This window comes from Amycolatopsis sp. NPDC101161 (assembly GCF_044768185.1).
Taxonomy (GTDB): Bacteria; Actinomycetota; Actinomycetes; order Mycobacteriales; family Pseudonocardiaceae; genus Amycolatopsis.
The window spans coordinates 590,189-608,642 of record NZ_JBIWPI010000004.1; the positions used below are offsets into that span (position 1 = coordinate 590,189).

Annotated in this window: 20 protein-coding genes and 1 tRNA gene; 3 read left to right on the plus strand and 18 right to left on the minus strand. The window is 68.2% G+C overall.

Going from position 1 to position 18,454, the window contains the following annotated elements; translation table 11 throughout:
- Positions 1-28: 28 nt before the first annotated feature.
- The 12 genes from ACIRSS_RS30375 to rplJ all read right to left on the minus strand — a co-directional run bounded on the left by ACIRSS_RS30375 (position 29) and on the right by rplJ (position 11,312).
- Positions 29-1,294 (minus strand): MCE family protein, encoded by a 1,266-nt coding sequence (locus ACIRSS_RS30375; protein ID WP_400900768.1) that lies wholly within the window; start codon positions 1,292-1,294, stop codon positions 29-31.
- Complete coding sequence (locus tag ACIRSS_RS30380) at positions 1,294-2,469, minus strand: MCE family protein (protein ID WP_400900770.1); 1,176 nt, start codon at positions 2,467-2,469, stop codon at positions 1,294-1,296. Before ACIRSS_RS30380 ends, ACIRSS_RS30375 begins: the two co-directional genes overlap by 1 nt.
- Positions 2,466-3,647: an MCE family protein gene (locus tag ACIRSS_RS30385; protein ID WP_400900772.1), complete on the minus strand. Its 1,182-nt coding sequence runs from the start codon at positions 3,645-3,647 to the stop codon at positions 2,466-2,468. The genes ACIRSS_RS30380 and ACIRSS_RS30385 overlap by 4 nt, the downstream gene beginning before the upstream one ends.
- Positions 3,644-4,630, minus strand: a complete 987-nt coding sequence (locus tag ACIRSS_RS30390) for an MCE family protein (protein WP_400900774.1) — start codon at positions 4,628-4,630, stop codon at positions 3,644-3,646. Before ACIRSS_RS30390 ends, ACIRSS_RS30385 begins: the two co-directional genes overlap by 4 nt.
- Positions 4,627-5,655 (minus strand): MCE family protein, encoded by a 1,029-nt coding sequence (locus tag ACIRSS_RS30395; RefSeq protein ID WP_400900776.1) that lies wholly within the window; start codon positions 5,653-5,655, stop codon positions 4,627-4,629. Before ACIRSS_RS30395 ends, ACIRSS_RS30390 begins: the two co-directional genes overlap by 4 nt.
- On the minus strand, positions 5,652-6,977 hold the full coding sequence (locus ACIRSS_RS30400; protein ID WP_400900778.1) for an MCE family protein: 1,326 nt from the start codon (positions 6,975-6,977) through the stop codon (positions 5,652-5,654). The genes ACIRSS_RS30395 and ACIRSS_RS30400 overlap by 4 nt, the downstream gene beginning before the upstream one ends.
- Positions 6,974-7,810, minus strand: a complete 837-nt coding sequence (locus tag ACIRSS_RS30405; RefSeq protein WP_003060266.1) for an ABC transporter permease — start codon at positions 7,808-7,810, stop codon at positions 6,974-6,976. The genes ACIRSS_RS30400 and ACIRSS_RS30405 overlap by 4 nt, the downstream gene beginning before the upstream one ends.
- Before the next feature lie 4 nt (positions 7,811-7,814).
- Positions 7,815-8,567 (minus strand): ABC transporter permease, encoded by a 753-nt coding sequence (locus tag ACIRSS_RS30410; RefSeq protein WP_086675527.1) that lies wholly within the window; start codon positions 8,565-8,567, stop codon positions 7,815-7,817.
- Between the two features lie 38 nt (positions 8,568-8,605).
- Positions 8,606-9,802 carry an ABC transporter ATP-binding protein gene (locus tag ACIRSS_RS30415; protein WP_400900780.1) on the minus strand — a complete coding sequence of 399 codons (1,197 nt, stop codon included), beginning with the start codon at positions 9,800-9,802 and terminating at the stop codon, positions 8,606-8,608.
- A gap of 288 nt (positions 9,803-10,090) precedes the next feature.
- Complete coding sequence (locus tag ACIRSS_RS30420; protein ID WP_400900782.1) at positions 10,091-10,228, minus strand: hypothetical protein; 138 nt, start codon at positions 10,226-10,228, stop codon at positions 10,091-10,093.
- A 93-nt stretch (positions 10,229-10,321) separates the two neighbouring features.
- On the minus strand, positions 10,322-10,708 hold the full coding sequence (gene rplL, locus ACIRSS_RS30425) for a 50S ribosomal protein L7/L12 (protein ID WP_400900784.1): 387 nt from the start codon (positions 10,706-10,708) through the stop codon (positions 10,322-10,324).
- 49 nt (positions 10,709-10,757) lie between these two features.
- Positions 10,758-11,312, minus strand: coding sequence for a 50S ribosomal protein L10 (gene rplJ, locus ACIRSS_RS30430; RefSeq protein ID WP_086860692.1), 555 nt, complete (start codon positions 11,310-11,312; stop codon positions 10,758-10,760).
- A gap of 313 nt (positions 11,313-11,625) precedes the next feature.
- Between rplJ and ACIRSS_RS30435 the strand changes: the two genes are divergently transcribed.
- Complete coding sequence (locus ACIRSS_RS30435; RefSeq protein WP_400900786.1) at positions 11,626-12,549, plus strand: hypothetical protein; 924 nt, start codon at positions 11,626-11,628, stop codon at positions 12,547-12,549.
- 10 nt (positions 12,550-12,559) lie between these two features.
- Here the strand turns inward: ACIRSS_RS30435 and ACIRSS_RS30440 are convergent, their stop codons facing one another.
- The 6 genes from ACIRSS_RS30440 to ACIRSS_RS30465 form a co-directional block, all read right to left on the minus strand.
- Positions 12,560-13,339, minus strand: coding sequence for an alpha/beta fold hydrolase (locus ACIRSS_RS30440; protein ID WP_400900788.1), 780 nt, complete (start codon positions 13,337-13,339; stop codon positions 12,560-12,562).
- 70 nt (positions 13,340-13,409) lie between these two features.
- Positions 13,410-14,129 carry a 50S ribosomal protein L1 gene (gene rplA, locus ACIRSS_RS30445; RefSeq protein ID WP_400900790.1) on the minus strand — a complete coding sequence of 240 codons (720 nt, stop codon included), beginning with the start codon at positions 14,127-14,129 and terminating at the stop codon, positions 13,410-13,412.
- Between the two features lie 80 nt (positions 14,130-14,209).
- Positions 14,210-14,647 (minus strand): 50S ribosomal protein L11, encoded by a 438-nt coding sequence (rplK, locus tag ACIRSS_RS30450; RefSeq protein ID WP_043781763.1) that lies wholly within the window; start codon positions 14,645-14,647, stop codon positions 14,210-14,212.
- Positions 14,648-14,721: 74 nt separating this feature from the next.
- Complete coding sequence (gene nusG / locus ACIRSS_RS30455) at positions 14,722-15,546, minus strand: transcription termination/antitermination protein NusG (protein WP_400900792.1); 825 nt, start codon at positions 15,544-15,546, stop codon at positions 14,722-14,724.
- 73 nt (positions 15,547-15,619) lie between these two features.
- Positions 15,620-16,060 (minus strand): preprotein translocase subunit SecE, encoded by a 441-nt coding sequence (secE, locus tag ACIRSS_RS30460; RefSeq protein ID WP_400900794.1) that lies wholly within the window; start codon positions 16,058-16,060, stop codon positions 15,620-15,622.
- Positions 16,061-16,086: 26 nt separating this feature from the next.
- Positions 16,087-16,159: transfer RNA gene (locus ACIRSS_RS30465), tRNA-Trp, on the minus strand.
- A gap of 197 nt (positions 16,160-16,356) precedes the next feature.
- Between ACIRSS_RS30465 and ACIRSS_RS30470 the strand changes: the two genes are divergently transcribed.
- A complete protein-coding gene (locus ACIRSS_RS30470) occupies positions 16,357-17,286 on the plus strand; it encodes a TIGR03619 family F420-dependent LLM class oxidoreductase (protein WP_400900796.1) in 930 nt (309 codons plus the stop codon).
- A 94-nt stretch (positions 17,287-17,380) separates the two neighbouring features.
- Positions 17,381-18,286, plus strand: a complete 906-nt coding sequence (locus ACIRSS_RS30475) for an SGNH/GDSL hydrolase family protein (protein WP_400900798.1) — start codon at positions 17,381-17,383, stop codon at positions 18,284-18,286.
- The last annotated feature ends 168 nt before the right edge of the window (positions 18,287-18,454 follow it).

Consider the following 18,454-nt stretch of genomic DNA (forward strand, 5'->3'; position numbering starts at 1 on the left):
AGGGTAGGTAACGGTCATCAAATCCACGTCAGGCGAGCCCGAGAAGCGAACCCAGGCTGTTCAGGCTGACGCCGGGGCTGCCGACGATGCCCGGCACACCCCGGGTGTCGCGCTCGTCCGCCAGCTCCTGCGCCGGCCGGTTCGCGTTGGCCGAAACGTCGGAGTCGGACGGCGCGACCGGCACCCCGCCGTACGGCGCGTTCTGCGCCCCGCGGACGTTGATCGGGCTGCCCTTCGGCTCGGCACAGTACGCGTCTTCCTTCGCCGGCTTCGCCGAGAGGTCGTTGCCGGTGCGGTACTGCGAGTACGGCAGGTACCCCTTGGTGCACGACGGCGGGTTGAACAGGTTGAGCACCAGGCCGAGGTGGGCGGTGCCGTCGCCCGGCGCCACGCTGCTCGCCGCGCCGGCCAGCGCCGGGTAGGTGACCAGGCCCTGTTCGATGCCGTCGAGCCGGGTCACGGTCAGGTTGGCCGTGGTCAGCAGGTTCGCCGTCAGCGCGCCGAGGCCGGGGCCGGACTCCTTCAGCACCTGGCTGATCTGCGTCGCCACCTGCGGCGTGATGCCGATGAGCTTGCGCAGGTCGCCGTCGGAGTTCTTCAGGGTGCCGGTCAGCTGGTTGAGGCTCTTGCTGAACGACGCGAAGTTCGCCGCCTCGGCGTTCTGCGTGTCCAGGACCTTGCCACCCTGGTCGAGCAGCTGGATGGTCTGCGGCAAGTACTGCTGGGCGGTCGTGGTGAAGCTGCGCGCGGTGTCCAGCAGTTTCTGCAGGTCGCCGCCGGTGCCGCGGAAGGCGTCGTAGGACTCGTCGACGACCGTGCGCAGCGAGTCGACCGGGACCGACGCGGCCAGGCTGTCGAGGTCGCCGATCAACCGGTCGGTGCTGACCGGGGTGGTCGTCTTCGACGCCGGGATGACCGAACCCGACGCCAGGTACGGACCCTTGTCGGCCTTCGGCTTGAGGTCGACGTACTGCTCGCCGACCGCCGACCGGTTGGCCACGACGGCGTCGAGGTCGGCCGGCACCTGGGGCGCCGACGGGTCGATGTTCAGGTCGGCCTCGAGCCCGGTCGGGGTCAGCCGCATGTCGCCGACCCGGCCGATGTTGTAGCCGCGGTAGGTGACCTCGGCGTTGGTGAAGATGCCGCCCGACTCGTTGAGCTGCAGCTTCACCGTGTAGCCGCTGTTGCCGAACACGGTGCCGAGCCCGGCGAACCGGATCAGCGCGTACACGATCGCGACGATCGAAATGACCGCGAAGGCGATCAGCTGGATCTTCGTCCGGCGGATCAGCATCAGCCCGCACCTCCCGACAGGAGCCCGAAGAGGTTGCCGAGGCCCGGCTGCGAGGCACCGGACGGCGACTGCCCGGGGATGGGCAGCGGCGGCGGCTGGTTGGCCGGCGTGCCTTCGACGCCGCCGGTGAGGCCCGGCAGCGGGATCTGCCCGGCCAGTGCGTTCTGGCGGCTGTTGCCCAGGTTCTCGACGACGGTCTTCAGGTTCAGGTCCACCTTCGCGTACAGGTTGAAGTAGTCGCCCTTGACGCCGTTGACGGCCTGGTCGCTGAACGGGAACGTCAGCAGGATCTGCAGGGCCTTCGGCAGGTCGTTGCCCGCCTCGCCGAGCTTCTGCAGCGTCGGCGTCAGCGCCTTCAGGTCGGCGACGAGGTCCTTCTGCGACCGGTTCACCGTGTCGGTGGCGACGCCGGAGAGGTTGTCCAGGGCCTGCAGCATCGTGACCAGCTGGCCGCGCTGCTGCTCGAGCACGCCGAGGCCGGGCCCGAGGTTGTCGACCGCGCCGACCAGCTTGTCCTTCTGGTCGTTCAGGGTCGAGGACAGCCGGTTCAGCCCGTCGATGGCCCGGGTGATGTTGCGCGACTGCTGGTCGAGGTTCGTCACCAGCTGGTTCGCGTTGTCCAGCAGCGCCTTGATGTCCGGCTCGCGGCCGGAGGTGGCGTTGTTGAGCTCCTTGGTGATGGTGTTGAGCTGGTCGACCCCGCCGCCGTTGAGCAGCAGCGACAGCGCGCCGAGCAGCTCTTCGACCTCGACGCTGCGGTTCGTCCGGGCCAGCGGGATGGTCGCGTTGTCGGCGAGCCTGCCCTGGGCCTGGTCGTCGCCGGGCGAGGCCAGCTCGACGTACTTCTCGCCGAGCAGGCTCGACTGCTTGACGTTGGCGAGCGCGTTGGCCGGCAGCTTGACGTCGCCGTTGACCTTGAGGGTCACCAGCGCGTGCCAGCCGTCCTTGGTGAGGCCGACGTTCTCGACCCGGCCGATCGGCACCTCGTTGACCTTCACCCCGGCCTGCGGGGTCAGGTCGAGCACGTCCCGGAACTCGACGTTCACCGTGTACGGGTGGTCGCCGAGGTCGGCGCCACCGGGCAGCGGCAGGTCGTAGATGCCGTTGAACGCGCAGCCGGACAGCGTCAGCGCGGACACGGTGGCCAGCGCTCCGACGGTCAGCAGCTTCTTCACTGGCCACCTCCGTAGAGCTGCCCGGCGATGGGCAGCGGGAGCGGCGGCAGCTGACCGGACTGCAGGGCCTGCACGGTCTGCGCCACGGACGGCAGCGGGATCACCTTGTCGACCACTCCGGCGATGCTCTCGCAGGCGTTGCCGAGCACGTCCGGAATGCCCTTGCCGGCCTGCTTGAGCAGCCGGCAGATCATCACCAGCGGCGGCTGGGTCAGCTCGTTGAGGTTGGGCCGGGCGTCGAGCGTGCCGGACGCGCCGTTGTAGGTGTTGACCAGGTTGCTCAGGCCGACCGGCGCGACGTCCAGGATCTCGGCGAGCGAGCTGCGCTGGTCGACGAGCACCTTGGTGATCCCGGCCAGCTTGTCCACATTGGACTTGAGCCGGTCGTGGTTCTGGTCGATGAACGCCTGCACCGAGGTGAGCGTGGTGCCCAGCTGCTGCACGGTCGCGGCGAGGTTGTCCTTTTCCGACGCCAGGTAGCCGCTGACGTCGGCGAGCTGGCTCTCGAAGCTGCGGACCGACTTGTCGCTGTCGGCCAGCGTCTGGGAGAACTTGCCGAGGTTCTCGACGGTGGAGAACAGGTCGTCCTTGTTGCCGGCCAGCGTGCCGGCCGCCTGGCCGAGCTTGGTGATCGTGTCGTGCAGGGCCTGGCCGTTGCCGTCGACGTTGGCCGCCGCGGTGTTCAGCAGGTTCGACAGCGAGCCGTTCTTGTTGGCGCCGTTCGGGCCGAGGGTCTCGCTGACCCGGGCCAGGCTGGCGGCCAGCTGGTCGACCTCGAGGGGCACCTCGGTGCGGTCGAGGCCGATGACCGCGCCGTCGGAGATCCGCGGGCCGCCGGTGTAGGCCGGGGCGAGCTGGACGTAGCGGTCGGACACCAGTGACGGCGCCACGATGAGCGCCTTGGCGTCGGCCGGGACGGCGACCGAGCGGTCGTACTCGAACTCGACCTTCACCTGGTTGCCCATGGGCTGGATCTTGGTGACCGTGCCCATGTCGACGCCGAGCATCCGCACGCTGTTGCCCTCGTACAGGCCGACGGCGCCGGCGAAGTACGCGGTCAGGTGGTTGCGGCCGGCGTCCTTGAGGGTCCACCAGATCCCGCCGGCGACGACGAGCGCGAGGACGATCGCGATGGTGAAGCCCCGGGTCAGGGCCGCTCCGAAGCGGGTGTCACTCATTTCGTGTAGCACCCCTCTTCGTTGATCGGGCCCATCGACGGCAGCAGCAGGCCGCAGATGTAGTTGTCGAACCAGCGGCCGTTGCCGATGGTGTTGGTGAAGACGCGGATGAACGGCGCGAACTTCTTGATGCCCTCGGCGAGCGAATCCTGGTTGCGCTGCAGCATCGACGTCAGCTGGTCCAGCGACGTGAGCACCGGGTCGAGCTGCTTGCCGTTGTCGTCGATCAGGCCCTGCAGCTGCGTCGCCAGCTCGCGGGAGCCGTTGAGCAGCGACGTGATCGCGTCTTCGCGCTTCGACAGCTCGTCGAGCAGCTTGTTGCCGTCGGTGAGCAGCTTCTGCACCTCGGCGTCGCGGTCGACCAGGGTCTGCGACACCTCGCGGGTGTTGGCCAGCAGGTTCGACAGCTGCTGGTCGCGCGAGGCGATCGTGTCCGACAGCTTCGACAGCCCGGACAGCGCGCCCTTCACGTCCTGCGGCGTGTTGGCGAACGTCTGCGAGATCGTGTCGAAGCTCTGCGCCAGCTGCTTGGTGTCGATGTTGTCGACCGTCTGGGAGAGCCCGCGGAACGCGTCGAGCACGTCGTAGGGGGCCATCGTGCGGTCGCGCGGGATCGCCGTGCCCGGGTTCAGCGAACCCTGGCCCTGCGGGTCCAGCGACAGGTACTTCTGGCCGAGCAGCGTCTTGATCTTGATCGCGGCCGCGGTCCGGTCGCCCAGCCAGGCGTCCTTGACCTTGAACGACACCTTGACCGACGCGCCGTCGAGCTGGATGTCGCTGACCTTGCCGACCTTGACGCCGGCGATCCGGACGTCGTTGTCCTTCTGCAGCCCGGAGGCCTCGCTGAACTCGGCGCTGTAGGTGGTGCCGCCGCCGATCACCGGCAGGTCGTCGGAGTTCAGCGCGGCGATGAAGCCGAGGGCCAGCACGGCGATGCCGACCAGCGCGATCGGCACCGGGTTGCGCTTCTGGAACGACTTCATCCCGTGCACCTCTCCCGGTTCACGGGGAGCAGGGGCAGGGCCACGTCGTTGATCAGAGGGGGCAAGCTGACGCTCCCGGAGAACTCGCAGGCGTAGAAGTTGAACCAGGAGCCGTAGTCCGCGGTGCGGGTCAGCGTGCTCACCTTGGTCGGCAGGAACTGGATGAAGTGCTCCAGCTCCGGCTCGTTCTTGTTCAGCTTGTCGGTCAGGTTGCCGAGCGCGCTGATGTCGTTCTTCAGTGGCTCCCGGACGTCACCCAGCAGGCCGGACGTCGTCTCGGCCAGGTTGCCGAGGCTCTCGATGGCGTCACCGATCGGCTTGCGGTCGGCGGCGAGGCCGGAGGTCAGCTGCTGCAGCTTGATGATGAGGTCGTTGAGCTGCGGCGTGTGCGCGTTGACCGTGTCGAGCACCGAGTTGAGGTTGTCGATGACCTCGCCGATGACCTGGTCCTTGTTCGCGATCGTGGTGGCCAGCGACGCGGTGTGCGACAGCAGGCTCTCGACGGTGCCGCCCTCGCCCTGCAGGACCTGGATGACCTCGTAGGACAGCTTGTTGACGTCGTCCGGGTTGAGCGCGGTGAACAGCGGCTTGAAGCCGTTGAACAGCTCGGTCAGGTCCAGCGCCGGCGTGGTCCGGTCCAGCGGGATGGTGCCGCCGGGCTGCAGGGTCTTGCCGCCGCTGTTCTCCCCCTCGCCGAGGGAGACGTAGCGCTGGCCGACCAGGTTGCGGAACTTGATCTGCGCGGTCACCCCGGCCGGCAGCGTCCGGCCGGCGTCGACCTCGAACTCGACCTCGGCCTGGCGCTTGTCGACGATCTTGACGTCCTTGACCTGCCCGACCCGGACGCCGGCGATGCGGACGTCGTCGTTGGGCAGCAGCAGCGTCGCGTCGGTGAAGCGCGCCTTGTAGGCGTTGGTGCTGGTGGTGTTGATGTTGGCGATGCTGATCCCGAGGATCGTCGTGAACAGCACGGTGACGACCACGAAGATGCCGAGCTTGATCAGCGGCGCGAGCAGGCCCCTCACTTCACCGTCACCTCCGCCCCGCGGTAGAGCGGTCCGACGAGCAGCGAGCTCCAGCCCGGGACGTCGGCCGCGTTCATGCCGAGCTGCGGGCCGAGCAGGTCGGCCAGGAAGCCCTGCTCCGCGCTCGAGTACGCCAGGTCCCCGCCGCTGCCGTTGCCACCCGCCGCGTCCTGCTTGAACTTGGCCGGGTTGAGGCCTTCACCGACGGTCTTCGGCGCGGCCTGGTGCTGCGTGCCGTCCTTGAACGCGCCGTCCGGCGGCTCGGACGGGAACGGCTTCGGGATGTCCTTCATGTCGTAGCAGCGCGGGCCGCGCTTGTCCTCGAACCGCGGCTCTTCCTTGCCCGCCTTGTAGGGGGCGCGCGGCACGATGATCTCGATGGTCGCGTGCAGGCCGGGCTGGTTGGTGCCCTTGCCGAGCGCCTGGTCGATCAGCGGCACGTTCTGGGCCATCTGGGAGATCACGCAGGGGTACTCCGGCGCGTACTTCGCCAGCAGCTCGGCCGTGGGCCGGGCGGTGTCGACGAGGGAGATGATGTTGTCCTTGTTGTTCTGCAGGAACGTCTGCAGGTCGATCGACGCGGTCGTCAGGCTGCCGTAGAGGTTCGACAGGTTCTGCTGCTCGTCGACCACGGTCCGGGTCGTCGTGCTCAGGTTGTCGAGGCTCTGCACCAGGTCCGGCGCGGCGTCCTTGAGGTGGTCGGAGAACTCCGCGAGCGCCTTGAGGTTGTGCTGCAGCTCCGGCTCGTGCGGGTTCAGCTCGCCGATGTAGGTGCCCAGCTGCGTCAGCGTGTCGCCGAGCTGGTCGCCGCGGCCCTGCAGCGCCGTCGAGATCGCGGTGAGCGTCGCCGACAGCTTCTGCGGCTGCACCGCCTGCAGCACCGGCATCAGGTGCTCGAACGCCTGGTCCAGCTCGACCGCGCTGGACGTCCGGTCCTGCGGGATGACGTCGCCGCTGGAGAGCGTCTTCGCCGACGGGTCCTTCGGGATCTCCAGCGAGACGAACCGCTCGCCGAAGAGCGTCTTCGGCAGGAACCGCGCCGAGACGTTCTCGGGGATCAGCTTCGCCGACTCCGGCTTGAGCGCGAGCGTCAGCTCGGCGCCGTGGTCGGTGGCGACGATGTCCTGGACCGACCCGACGATCAGCCCGCGCACCTTGACGTCGGACTGCTTGATCAGCTGGTTGCCGATCTTGTCGGCCTGCAGCTTGACCGTGACGACCGGCGTGAACGCCTTGTCGTAGAGCGCGATGGACAGCGCCACCCCGCCGACCATCACGGCGATGAGCAGCAGGCCGAGCAGCCTGCGTCGGAGCGTCCTCATCCCGCGATCCTTACCGTGACGTCGGTTCCCCAGATGGCGAACCCGATGAAGAAGTTCATGATCGACACCGTGACGATGGACAGGCGCACGGCCTTGCCGACCGCGACGCCGACGCCGGCCGGGCCGCCGGTCGCGCGGTAACCGAAGTAGCAGTGCGACAGGATGATCAGGACGCTGAAGAGCAGCACCTTGATGAACGAATACAGCACGTCCTGCGGTGGTAAGAACAGGTCGAAGTAGTGGTCGTAGGTACCCGCGGACTGGTTGTAGATGTAGATGACGACCAGCCGTGACGCGAGGTACGAGCTCAGCAGGCCGATGATGTAGAGCGGGATGACCGCGACGAACCCGGCGATGATCCGCGTCGTCACCAGGTACGGCAGGCTCGGCACGCCCATGACTTCCAGCGCGTCGATCTCCTCGGAGATCCGCATGGCGCCCAGCTGCGCGGTGAACCCGGCGCCGACCGTGGCGCTCAAGGCGAGGCCCGCGACCAGCGGCGCGATCTCACGCGTGTTGAAGAACGCCGTCAGGAAGCCGGTGAAGGCCGACGTCCCGATCGAGTTCAGCGCCGAGTAGCCCTGGAGGCCGACGAGGACACCGGTGAACAGCGTCAGGCCGACCATCACGCCGACCGTGCCGCCGATGACCGCGAGCGAGCCGGAGCCGAAGCTGACCTCGGCGAGCAGCCGGAGGACTTCCTTCGTGTAGCGGCGCAGCGTCCGCGGCGTCCACAGCAGCGCCCGGCCGTAGAACGACATCTGGTCACCGAGGGTGTCCAGTGTCTGGAGGGGTCGGTTGGCGACGCGTTTCGCGCCCTGGAGGAACGTCATGGCGCTAGTCCAGCTTTCCGGGCACGATCTGCAGGTAGATCAGGGTGATCACGAAGTTCACGACGAAGAGCATGAGGAACGTGATGACCACCGACTGGTTCACCGCGTCCCCGACGCCCTTCGGGCCGCCGGAGGGGTTCAAGCCCCGGTAGGACGCGACGACGGCGGCGATGAACCCGAAGATCAGCGCCTTGAGCTCACCGACCCAGAGGTCGGGCAGCTGCGCGAGGGCCGAGAAGCTCGCCAGGTACGCGCCCGGCGTCCCGCCCTGCAGCACGACGTTGAAGAAGTAGCCGCCCAGCACGCCGATGACGCTGACCATGCCGTTGAGCAGCAACGCGACCAGCATCATCGCGAGGGTGCGCGGCACGATCAGCCGCTGCACCGCGGAGACGCCGAGCACCTCCATCGCGGCGATCTCCTCGCGGATGGTGCGGGCGCCGATGTCGGCGCAGACGGCGGAGCCGCCCGCCCCCGCCACCAGCAGCGCGGTGACCAGCGGACTGGCCTGCTGCACGGTGGCGAGCACGGAGCCCGCGCCGGTGTAGGACTGCGCGCCCAGCTGGCGGGCGAGCGAGCCGAACTGCAGCGAGATGACCGCGCCGAACGGGATCGCCACCAGGGCCGTCGGCAGGATGGTCACGCTCGCGATGAACCACGACTGCTGGATGAACTCCCGCAGCTGGAACGGGCGCTGGAACAGGCCGCGGATGATGTCCAGGCCGAGTGCGAACAGGTTCCCGGTCTCGCGGAGCATGCCGATCCCGGGGATCTTCGCCTGTGATGCGGGAGAGCTCACCGGCCACCTGGCCCGTTGTTCGGCGGCATTCGGTGCGTGCCGGGTCTCGGGGGCTGGCCGCCCGGGATCCGGGCGACCTGGTCGGCGGGCAGCTGGCCGTGGTGCTGGTTCGGGACGCCGTCACCCTGCGGGCGCGCGCCGGCCGGGACCTGCTGCTGTTGCTGCTGCTGGGCGTGCGCGACCTGCCGCGGGCTGACGCCGTAGTGGCGCTGCTCCTCGGGGCTCAGCGACGCGATGATGCTCTGCTGGGCGGCGTCCGGCAGCCGGTGCATGATCTCCATGACCCGGTCCTTGCGGCGGACCGCGCCCATCCGGGTCGGCACGCCCGGCGTCGGCTGCATCTGCGGCGGCACGCCGCTGACGTCCTCGACCCCGCCCGCGTGGTGACCGGCGTCGAACATCGCCTGCTCGGCCGCGATCTGGGCGCTGTCCTTCTCCTCGGACATGCCGATCGGGCCCTGCATCTTGCCGTTGAGGAACTGCTTGACGACCGGCTCCTCGCTGGTCAGCAGCACCTCGCGCGGGCCGAACATGACCAGTTCCTTGCGGAAGAGCATGCCCAGGTTGTCCGGGACCGTGCGGGCCAGGTTGATGTTGTGCGTGACGATCAGGAACGTCGCGTCGATCTGCGCGTTGACGTCGAGGAACAGCTGCGAGATGTAGGTGGTGCGGACCGGGTCGAGGCCCGAGTCCGGCTCGTCGACCAGGATGATCTCGGGGTCGAGCACCAGGGCGCGGGCGAGGCCGGCGCGCTTGCGCATACCGCCGGAGATCTCGCCCGGGAGCTTCTTGTCGGCGCCGTTCAGACCGGTCATGTCGAGCTTTTCGAGGACGATCCGGCGGATTTCCGTCTCGGACTTCTTCGTGTGCTCGCGCAGGGGGAAGGCGACGTTGTCGTAGAGGTTCATCGAGCCGAACAGCGCGCCGTCCTGGAAGAGGACGCCGAAGAGCTTCCGGATCTCGTAGAGCTTGTGCTCGGAGCAGGTGACGATGTCGACACCGTTGATCACGCACCGGCCGCGGTCGGGCTTGAGCAGCCCGATCATCGACTTGAGGAACACCGACTTGCCGGTTCCCGACGGGCCGAGCATCGCCGAAACCTCGCCCGGGGGCAGGGTCAGCGTGACGTCCCGCCAGATGGCCTGCTTACCGAAGGACTTGGTCAGGCCTTCGATGACCACCTCGGCACCCATCGCACCTCCAGGAGCTGTTCCGCGTCATTGCGCCCGCTGCCACACCCATGCCACCCCGTGCCGGCGGCGGGTGCGGGCCTGGCGCCCCAAGAACCCGCGTCAACCAGGTGCAACGAGCTGAGTGCGAACAGGTTACTCACCAGTTTTCTTTTCTGGCCAGCCCTGGGTTCATCGACACCCCGCCGTGATCGGCAACTGCAGGCACGGTAGTCCATTCGGGGCAACGACGCAGATCTCCGAAGCCCGGAACCCACGATTTAGGGACCCGGGGCTATTCGGACAGCACTCCTAGGGGATCAGCGTGAAGGCGGCGACGACCAGCAGGAACACCACGGGCGCGACGACTGCGGCCAAGGAGAGCGTGAGGAGCGGTTCGCGGTCGGTCAGCTGCTGCGCGAGGAGTTCGACGTACTCGGGGTCGGTCATGGTCATCGAGTCGCTCGGGAGAACGTCGATGCAACAAAAGGGCGGGCACCCGTGGGTGCCCGCCCTTTCGCGGTGGCGCTTGCGCGCCTTGAATCACTTGATGGAGATCTTGGCGCCCGCGGCCTCGAGCTTCTCCTTGGCGGCCTCGGCGGCCTCCTTGTCGACCTTCTCCAGGAGGGCCTTGGGAGCGGCCTCGACCAGCTCCTTGGCCTCCTTCAGGCCCAGACCGGAGACGACCTCGCGGACGACCTTGATGACCTGGATCTTCTTGTCGCCGGCGCCCTCGAGGACGACGTCGAACTCGTCCTGCTCCTCGACCGGGGCGGCAGCGGCGCCCACCGGGCCCGCGGCGGCGACGGCGACCGGCGCGGCGGCGGTCACGTCGAAGACCTCTTCGAACTCCTTCACGAACTCGGAGAGCTCGAGGAGGGTGAGCTCCTTGAAGGCGTCGATCAGCTCGGCGGTGCTCAGCTTCGCCATGATGGCTTCCTCTCAGAAAAACGAACTAGACGTTCGGGGTGGGGGTGGTTCAGCTCTCGGCGGGTGCTTCGGCTGCTTCGGTACCGGCGGCGTTGCGCTGCTTCTCCTCCAGCGCGGCAGCCAGGCGGGCGACCTGGGACGCCGGCGCCTGGAACAGCGCGGCGGCCTGGGACAGCTTCGCCTTGAACGCGCCCGCTGCCTTGGAGAGCAGGACCTCACGGCTGTCGAGATCGGCGATCTTGTTGATCTCGTCCACGGACAGCGCTTTGCCGTCCATGTAGCCGCCCTTGATCACAAGCGCGTTGTTGTCCTTCGCGAAGTCGCGAAGCGCCTTGGCGGCGTCGACCGCTTCACCCTCGACGAAGGCGATGGCGGTGGCGCCGACGAACAGGTCTTCGAGCCCCGTGACGCCCGCGTCTTCCGCGGCACGCTTGACGAGGGTGTTCTTCGCGACCCGGTACTTGGCACTGGTGCCGAGAGCGCGGCGCAGCTGGGACAGCTGGGACACGGAGAGGCCGGTGTACTGGGTAACGACGGTGGCCGAGCTGTTGCGGAAGCTCTCCGCGATCTCGGCGACGGCCGCCACCTTGTCGGGCTTCGCCATGGTCGCCTCCTCTCTTGGCTAGTGTTTCCACTGGCATCGAGGGGCCCTGCGAAACGACGAAACGCCCTCGCGCAAGCAGGCGCGGGGCGTTGTAGTGGGCACGTGGGTGCCCTGCCTCGTTCCTCCTGCGCGGGCCGCCCGGCGAGTTGCGGGACCTTCGTTCCCCGTTTTGGCGGGGAAAACCAGCGGTCTTCGGTAGAACCGTCATCGAGACTACCTTGTCGTTCCGGCAGGGCTTCTCCGGGGGGTGCTCTGACCTGCGTTTAGGGCGGCTGGGGGTTCGCACCGGGGCCCGGGAGGGCATCATGGTGACGTGGCGGAGCAGCGCGATGACGGAAAGCCGAGCTCAGAACTCGAACCGGCGGGCCCCAACGCGCCCGCTTCCCAGCCACCGGCGCTCCCCCAGCCTTCCGACGGCGGCGCGGAGCCGCCGATGGACCCGGCGGAGCTGGAGCAGTTCCGCCAGTTCCAGCAGTTCCAGGACTACCTGCGGTTCGCCCAAACCCAGCAGGGCAACCAGCCGGCGTCCGCGCCCGATACCGGCGTGGTCCAAGCCCCGCCGTCCACCCAGCAGGGTGGCGCCCAGCCGCCGATGATCCCGCCGGGCTACCAGCTGGTCCCGACCGAACGCCGTCGTGCGCCGCGGTGGCTGAGCTGGCTGGGCAAGAAGGTGATCGCGTGGGTCTTGGCGATCGTCATCCTCGGCGTGGCGGGAACGTGGCTGTACAACCACTTCTTCCCGAACGACGCGGGCAAGACCTCGGCCCAGCTCGCCCAGGAGGGCGGCGGGAAGTACCACACGAACCACATCTTCTCGACGAACCCGTACGAGGCCGTCCGGTTCGTCTACCACAACATCGCCCAGGGCCGGGTCGACGACGCCTGCGGCCGCTTCCAGAACGAAGGCCAGCGCGACATCCAGACCCAGTTCGCCCAGGACATCGCGCAGACGTTCCGCCAGAACACCGCCCAGACCGACTGCAAGAAGGCCGTCGAGTTCCTCGCCACCCAGGTGACGAACAAGAACGACTACGCCGAATCCCTGCCGTCGAGCGTCTCGGACCCGTTGCCCGGCGACACCGTCACGATCGATTCCTGCACGTTCCCCATCAGCGGCGGCCCGGCACTCGGCGTCTTCACGGTGTCAAAGGTCGAGAAGGGACAGTGGCTCATCACCGGCCACGCCATCGGCCCGGCGAAGTGCAGCGGAGTCCCCACCACCACGCCGACGAGCTGATCGGCGACGCTCAGCGGGGCTGCGGCGCCGTCAAGAAGGCCACCAACGCCTCCGAGAACGCAGGGGACATCACCGCCGTCATGTGGTCACCGGGGATCCGCACCAACCGCGCCCCCGCGATGGCCGCTGCCAGCCTTTCCGGCTCGGCCGCCAGCAAGTCCTGGTCGCCCGCCAACACCAGCGTCGGCACTCCGATCGCCGAGAGGTTCAAGCTCCCCTCCTGCGAGTCCGACGCCAACGCCGCCGCCGCCAGCGCCTGACGGTCGCCACCGGTCGCGTCGGCCAGCAACCTGAACGGCACCCCCGATGGCGGCACCGTCGACGGGTCCTCCGCCAGCAACGCCGAAGCGATCTCCGCCGGCTTCACCACTCGCAGGTCGACCCCGCCGAAGTCGACGATCCCCGACCCCACTCCGCCCGTGGCCAGCCGGCGGATGCGCTTGTCCGATGCCGTCGAGGAGAGCGCGATGATCGCGCCCATCGAATAGCCGACCAGGGACACCTCGTCCAGCGCCAGCTCGTCCAGCAGCGCCGAGATGTCGCGAGCCATGCTGTCGCCCGTGTACGCCGCCTCGTCGTGGGGCTTCTCCGAACGGCCGTGGCCCCGCGCGTCCAGCGAGATCACCGTCAGACCCGCCGCCCGCAACGCCGCGACCACGCCCGTGGAGATCCAGTTTGCGTTCGTGTCGGCCGCGAAGCCGTGTTGCAGCAGTACCGGGTGGTGGGCGCCGTCGCCCTCCCACACCGTGTAGTTCAACCGGAGGCCGTCGAACGACGCGAAAGTCGGCATGACCTCCATGAGACACGAAGAAAGGGCGCCCCCGCAGCAAGCGGGGACGCCCTTTCCGGTGATCTCAGACTCAGACGTTCGCGTCCTCGGAAAGGAGGTTGCGGGTCCGCAGCGGGTCGACCGGGATGCCCGGGCCCATCGTGGTGGTGAAGGTGACCTTCTTCAGGTAGCGGCCCTTCGCCGACGACGGCTTGGCGCGGAGGATCTCGTCCAGCGCGGCGGCGTAGTTCTCGACCAGCTTCTCCGTGTCGAAGGAAGCCTTGCCGATCACCAGGTGCAGGTTGGCCTGCTTGTCGACGCGGAAGTTGATCTTACCGCCCTTGATGTCCTTCACGGCCTTCTCGACCGCGGGGGTCACCGTGCCGGTCTTCGGGTTCGGCATCAGGCCACGCGGGCCGAGGATGCGGGCGATGCGGCCCACCTTGGCCATCTGGTCCGGCGTCGCGATCGCGGCGTCGAAGTCGAGCCAGCCACCCTGGATGCGCTCGATCAGCTCGTCGGTGCCGACCGCGTCCGCGCCGGCGGCTTCGGCCTCGGCGGCCTTGTCGCCGACGGCGAAGACGATGACGCGGGCGGTCTTACCGGTGCCGTGCGGCAGGTTCACGGTGCCGCGGACCATCTGGTCGGCCTTGCGGGGGTCCACACCGAGACGCATCGCGACCTCGACGGTCGCGTCCATCTTGGTCTTGGAGGTTTCCTTCGCCAGCTTCGCGGCCTCGAGCGGCGCGTACAGGCGCGCCTTGTCGATGAGCTCCGCAGCCTGGCGGTAAGCCTTGCTGTGCTTGGTCATGCTTCTGTCCTTAACTTCGAAAATGGATCAGTGTGGTGACGAGCCAGCACTCGGCTCTCCCACGGGTAAAGCTGCAGACGTCAGGCGTCGACGACCGTGATGCCCATCGAACGAGCAGTGCCGGCGATGATCTTCGCGGCCTGGTCGATGTCGTGCGCGTTGAGGTCGGTCTCCTTGGTCTTGGCGATTTCGCGGACCTGGTCCCAGGTGACCTTGGCGACCTTGGTCTTGTGCGGCTCGCCGGAGCCCTTCTCCACGCCCGCGGCCTTCAGCAGCAGCTTGGCGGCCGGCGGCGTCTTCAGCTTGAAGTCGAACGACCGGTCTTCGTAGACGGAGATCTCGACCGGGACGACGTCCCCGCGCTGCGACTCGGTCGCGGCGTTGTAGGCCTTGCAGAACTCCATGATGTTGACGCCGTGCTGACCCAGCGCCGGGCCGACCGGCGGCGCGGGGTTGGCCGCACCCGCCTTGATCTGCAGCTTGATGATCGCCGCAAGCTTCTTCTTCTTGGGTGGCATTTCTTTTCCTGTCCTGTACTACGTTCCCCGCGTACCTGCCGTGGACGTGGGGACTGCGGCCGAACGGGCGGCCGTCAGATCTTGGAGACCTGGTTGAACGACAGCTCGACCGGGGTCTCCCGGCCGAAGATCGACACCAGGACCTTCAGCTTCTGCCCGTCGACGTTGACCTCGGAGATCGTCGCCGGAAGCGTGGCGAACGGGCCGTCCATGACCGTGACCGACTCGCCGACCTCGAAGTCGACCTCGACGGCCGGGCCGCCGAGCGGGGCCGCGGTCGCGGTGGACTCGCCCTTGCCCGCCTTCGCGGGGGCTTCCTTCTCGACCTGCGGCGCGAGGAACTTGAGCACCTCGTCCACGGTCAGCGGCGACGGCCGCGAAGTGGCGCCGACGAACCCGGTGACACCCGGCGTGTTGCGCACCGCGCTCCACGAGGCGTCGTTCAGGTCCATCCGGACCAGGATGTAGCCGGGCAGCACCTTGCGCTGCACCTGCTTGCGCTGGCCGTTCTTGATCTCGGTGACCTCTTCGGTCGGGACCTCGATCTGGAAGATGTAGTCCTCGACGTCCAGGGTCGTGGTCCGGGTCTCGAGGTTGGTCTTCACCTTGTTCTCGTACCCGGCGTACGAGTGCACGACGTACCACTCGCCGGGCGCGGCGACCAGCTCGGCGCGCAGCTTGGCGACCGGGTCCTCGTCGTCCTCGGCGGGTTCGGCGACCTCGTCGGCCGCGGCCTCGTCGGAAGCGCCCTCGTCACCGGAAACGGCTTCGTCGACCTCGTCGGACACCTCGACGGGCTCCAGGTGCGCGGATTCCTCGTCACCGAGTGCCGCGTGCACCTGCTCGTCGGAAAGCTCGGTCAGGTCGTGACCGGCTGATGTGCCGTTGTCGGAGGTCACGTTCCGTCCTCTCAGTTGATCATTGCCGGGGTCAGGCCGGGACCTGAGCCCCATCGGCGCGCGCCGGGGCGCGTCAGCCGAAGATCTTGCCGATGCCCCACTTGAATGCCAGGTCGAGCACGCTCACCAGGGCCACCATGAACACCACGAAGGCCAGCACGACCGCGGTGTAGGTGACCATCTGCTTGCGGTTCGGCCAGATGACCTTGCGCAGCTCGGCCCAGACCTCACGGATGAAGCGCACGAGCCGCGCGAACACCGAGGCCTTCTTCGCCTTCTGGTCCCGCTTCGGGGTCGGAGCGCCCTTCGCGTCGGGAGCGGTCTTCTCCCCCGACTTCCCGGCCGGCCGGGACTTGTCGTCCGCACGTGCCGCGGACTTGCCCGCCGGACGAGCGGTCGCACGGCGCTCACGCCGGGCAGCGGCTGTGACCGGACGGGACGAGCTCTCGGGCTTCTGCCCGGTGCCGTCCTGATCCTGCTCGCCGCCGCTGGCGTCGCTGTCGCTCACGACCACTCCTCCGCTCCACCAGTTCCGTTACGCAGGGGTGACAGGACTTGAACCTGCAACCTGCGGTTTTGGAGACCGCTGCTCTGCCAATTGAGCTACACCCCTGTGGAGCCCCGATCGCTCGGAGCCCCGGAGGACGCATTCCATCATCCCCACCATCCAGGCGGGGATGACCGTAGTGCGTTCCAAGTCCCGAAGTCTACGGCAAGCCTCGCGAGAGCCCGCAACCGCGCCCCCCGATCGACCGCCGAACCCCGGCCGGCCTGCGGAAAACTCCCCGCCGGCCACCTGATCATGCCAGGATGTCCGCCATGACGGACAACCCGGAGTCCCGCTCACCGGTGAGCGGGACGCGGCTGGGGCTCGCGCTGCCGCAGTACGGCGCGCTCGCCGACCCCGCGGCCGTCGCGCGCTTCGCGACCGCCGCCGAGGAGCTGGGTTTCGGGTCCCTGTGGGTCGGCGACCGGATCCTGACGCCGCACGCGCCTTCGGACCTCTACCCGGGCGGCGGGACGCCGGAGCACCCGTACCCCAAGGAGTTCGAGACCTTCGCGGACCCGTTCACGACGCTGGCGACCGCGGCCGCGGTGACCCGCACGGCTCGCCTGGGGATGAGCGCGCTGACCGGCCCGGTTTATTCCCCGGTGCTGCTCGCCCGGGCCCTGACCTCGCTCGACCTGGCCAGCGGCGGCCGCCTGGACGTCGGCCTCGGGCTCGGCTGGCTGCGCGAGGAGTACTTCGCGACGGGCGTCCCGTGGGAGGGCCGCGGCAAGCGGCTCGACGACGTCTTGGACGCGCTCGAAGCCCTGTGGACCGGTGATCCCGTGGCGCACGAGGGCCCGCAGTGGCGGATCGCGCCGTCGACCGTCGGGCTGCGCCCGGCGCAGGACCCGCGGCCGCCCGTGCTGCTCGGCGGGTTCTCGCCGCCGGCGCTGGCCCGGGTCGGCCGGCGCGCGGACGGCTGGCTGGCGGGGTGGATGCCGAAGGAGTACCTGATCGGGCTCTGGGCGGTCGCACTCGACGCGGCCGAGAAGGCCGGGCGCGATCCCGAGACCCTGCGGCGGGTGCTGCGGATCAACCCGCGCGCGGGCACCGGGGTCGAGACGGTCGCGGACGTCGCCCCCTGCCTGGACGTGGCCCGGGAGCTGGGGATCACCGAGGTGCTCGTCGATCTGCACTACGTCGCCAAGGACGTCGACCACGCCTTGGAACTGGCCGCGGAGCTCGTGTGACGTAGGTCATCGTCACTCAGCGGGGTTCGATGGTTCCCCCTAGTCACCCGGATTGCCCACTTCGGGACCGGCCCCGCTTCGGTAGAAACGACGTGTGGCCAAGAACAGTGGGGGCGGCTGCCTCGTCGTGGTGATCGTCGTCGGTCTGCTGGCCTTCGGGTACTACAAGTGGCAGCACGGCTCTTCGTCCGCTCCACCGGACACCGGTGCCGACACCGGGGGTGGGTCCGGGCGGTACGTCGCGTTGGGCGACTCGTACACGTCGTCGCCGCACAACGGGCGGCAAGCCGGTCCTCCGCCCGGGTGCCAGCGTTCGCTCGACAACTACCCTCATGTCGTCTCCGCGAAGTTGAAGCCCGCTGAGCTGGCTGATGTCAGCTGCAGTGGGGCTACCACCGCTAATTTGACCTCGCCTCAGAAGACTTCCGACGGTACTAACCCTGCTCAGCTGGATGCCGTCAACTCCAAGACCACGCTCGTCACGCTCGGGATCGGCGGGAACGACGTCGGGTTCATTTCGATTGCTTCGTCCTGTGCGACCGCGCATCCGTCCGGGTCGCCTTGCCGGGATCGGCTCACCGCTGGTGGGCATGATCAGCTCGCCGAGCGGATCGATGCCGCCGCTCCGAAGGTGGGGGCTGTTCTCGACAAGATCCATCAGAAGGCGCCCAAGGCGAAGATCGTCGTTGTCGGGTATCCGACCGTTTTGCCTGATGGGGATGGGTGCTGGCCCGTTCTTCCCGTGGGCTCCGGGGATGTCGACTACTTCCGGGGGGCGTTGGGGAAGTTGAACAAGATGCTTGAAGATCAAGCTGATGCTCATCATGCGGGTTATGCGGATACCGCCGCGCCCAGCAAGGGGCATGATGTTTGTTCTGCTTCGGATGTGCGGTGGGTCGAAGGCGTCATTCCCGCTTCCCGGACCGCTCCGCTTCATCCCAATGTTCGGGGTGAGCAGGGGATGGCTGATGCTGTGCTTGGGGTTCTCAAGCTTCCCTGAGTTCTCTTCCGGCACCCCGAAGCTGTCATTGTCACTACGGCCGGCAACACCGCGTCAAGGCGGGAAAGATGCCTTGACCCGGCGCCGCCGGCCGTGTTCTGGCTTCGGATCGGGGTGCGGGGAGGTCTGGGTGCTCATCCGTGCCGGTTCTCGTGCGCCCCTGCGTTG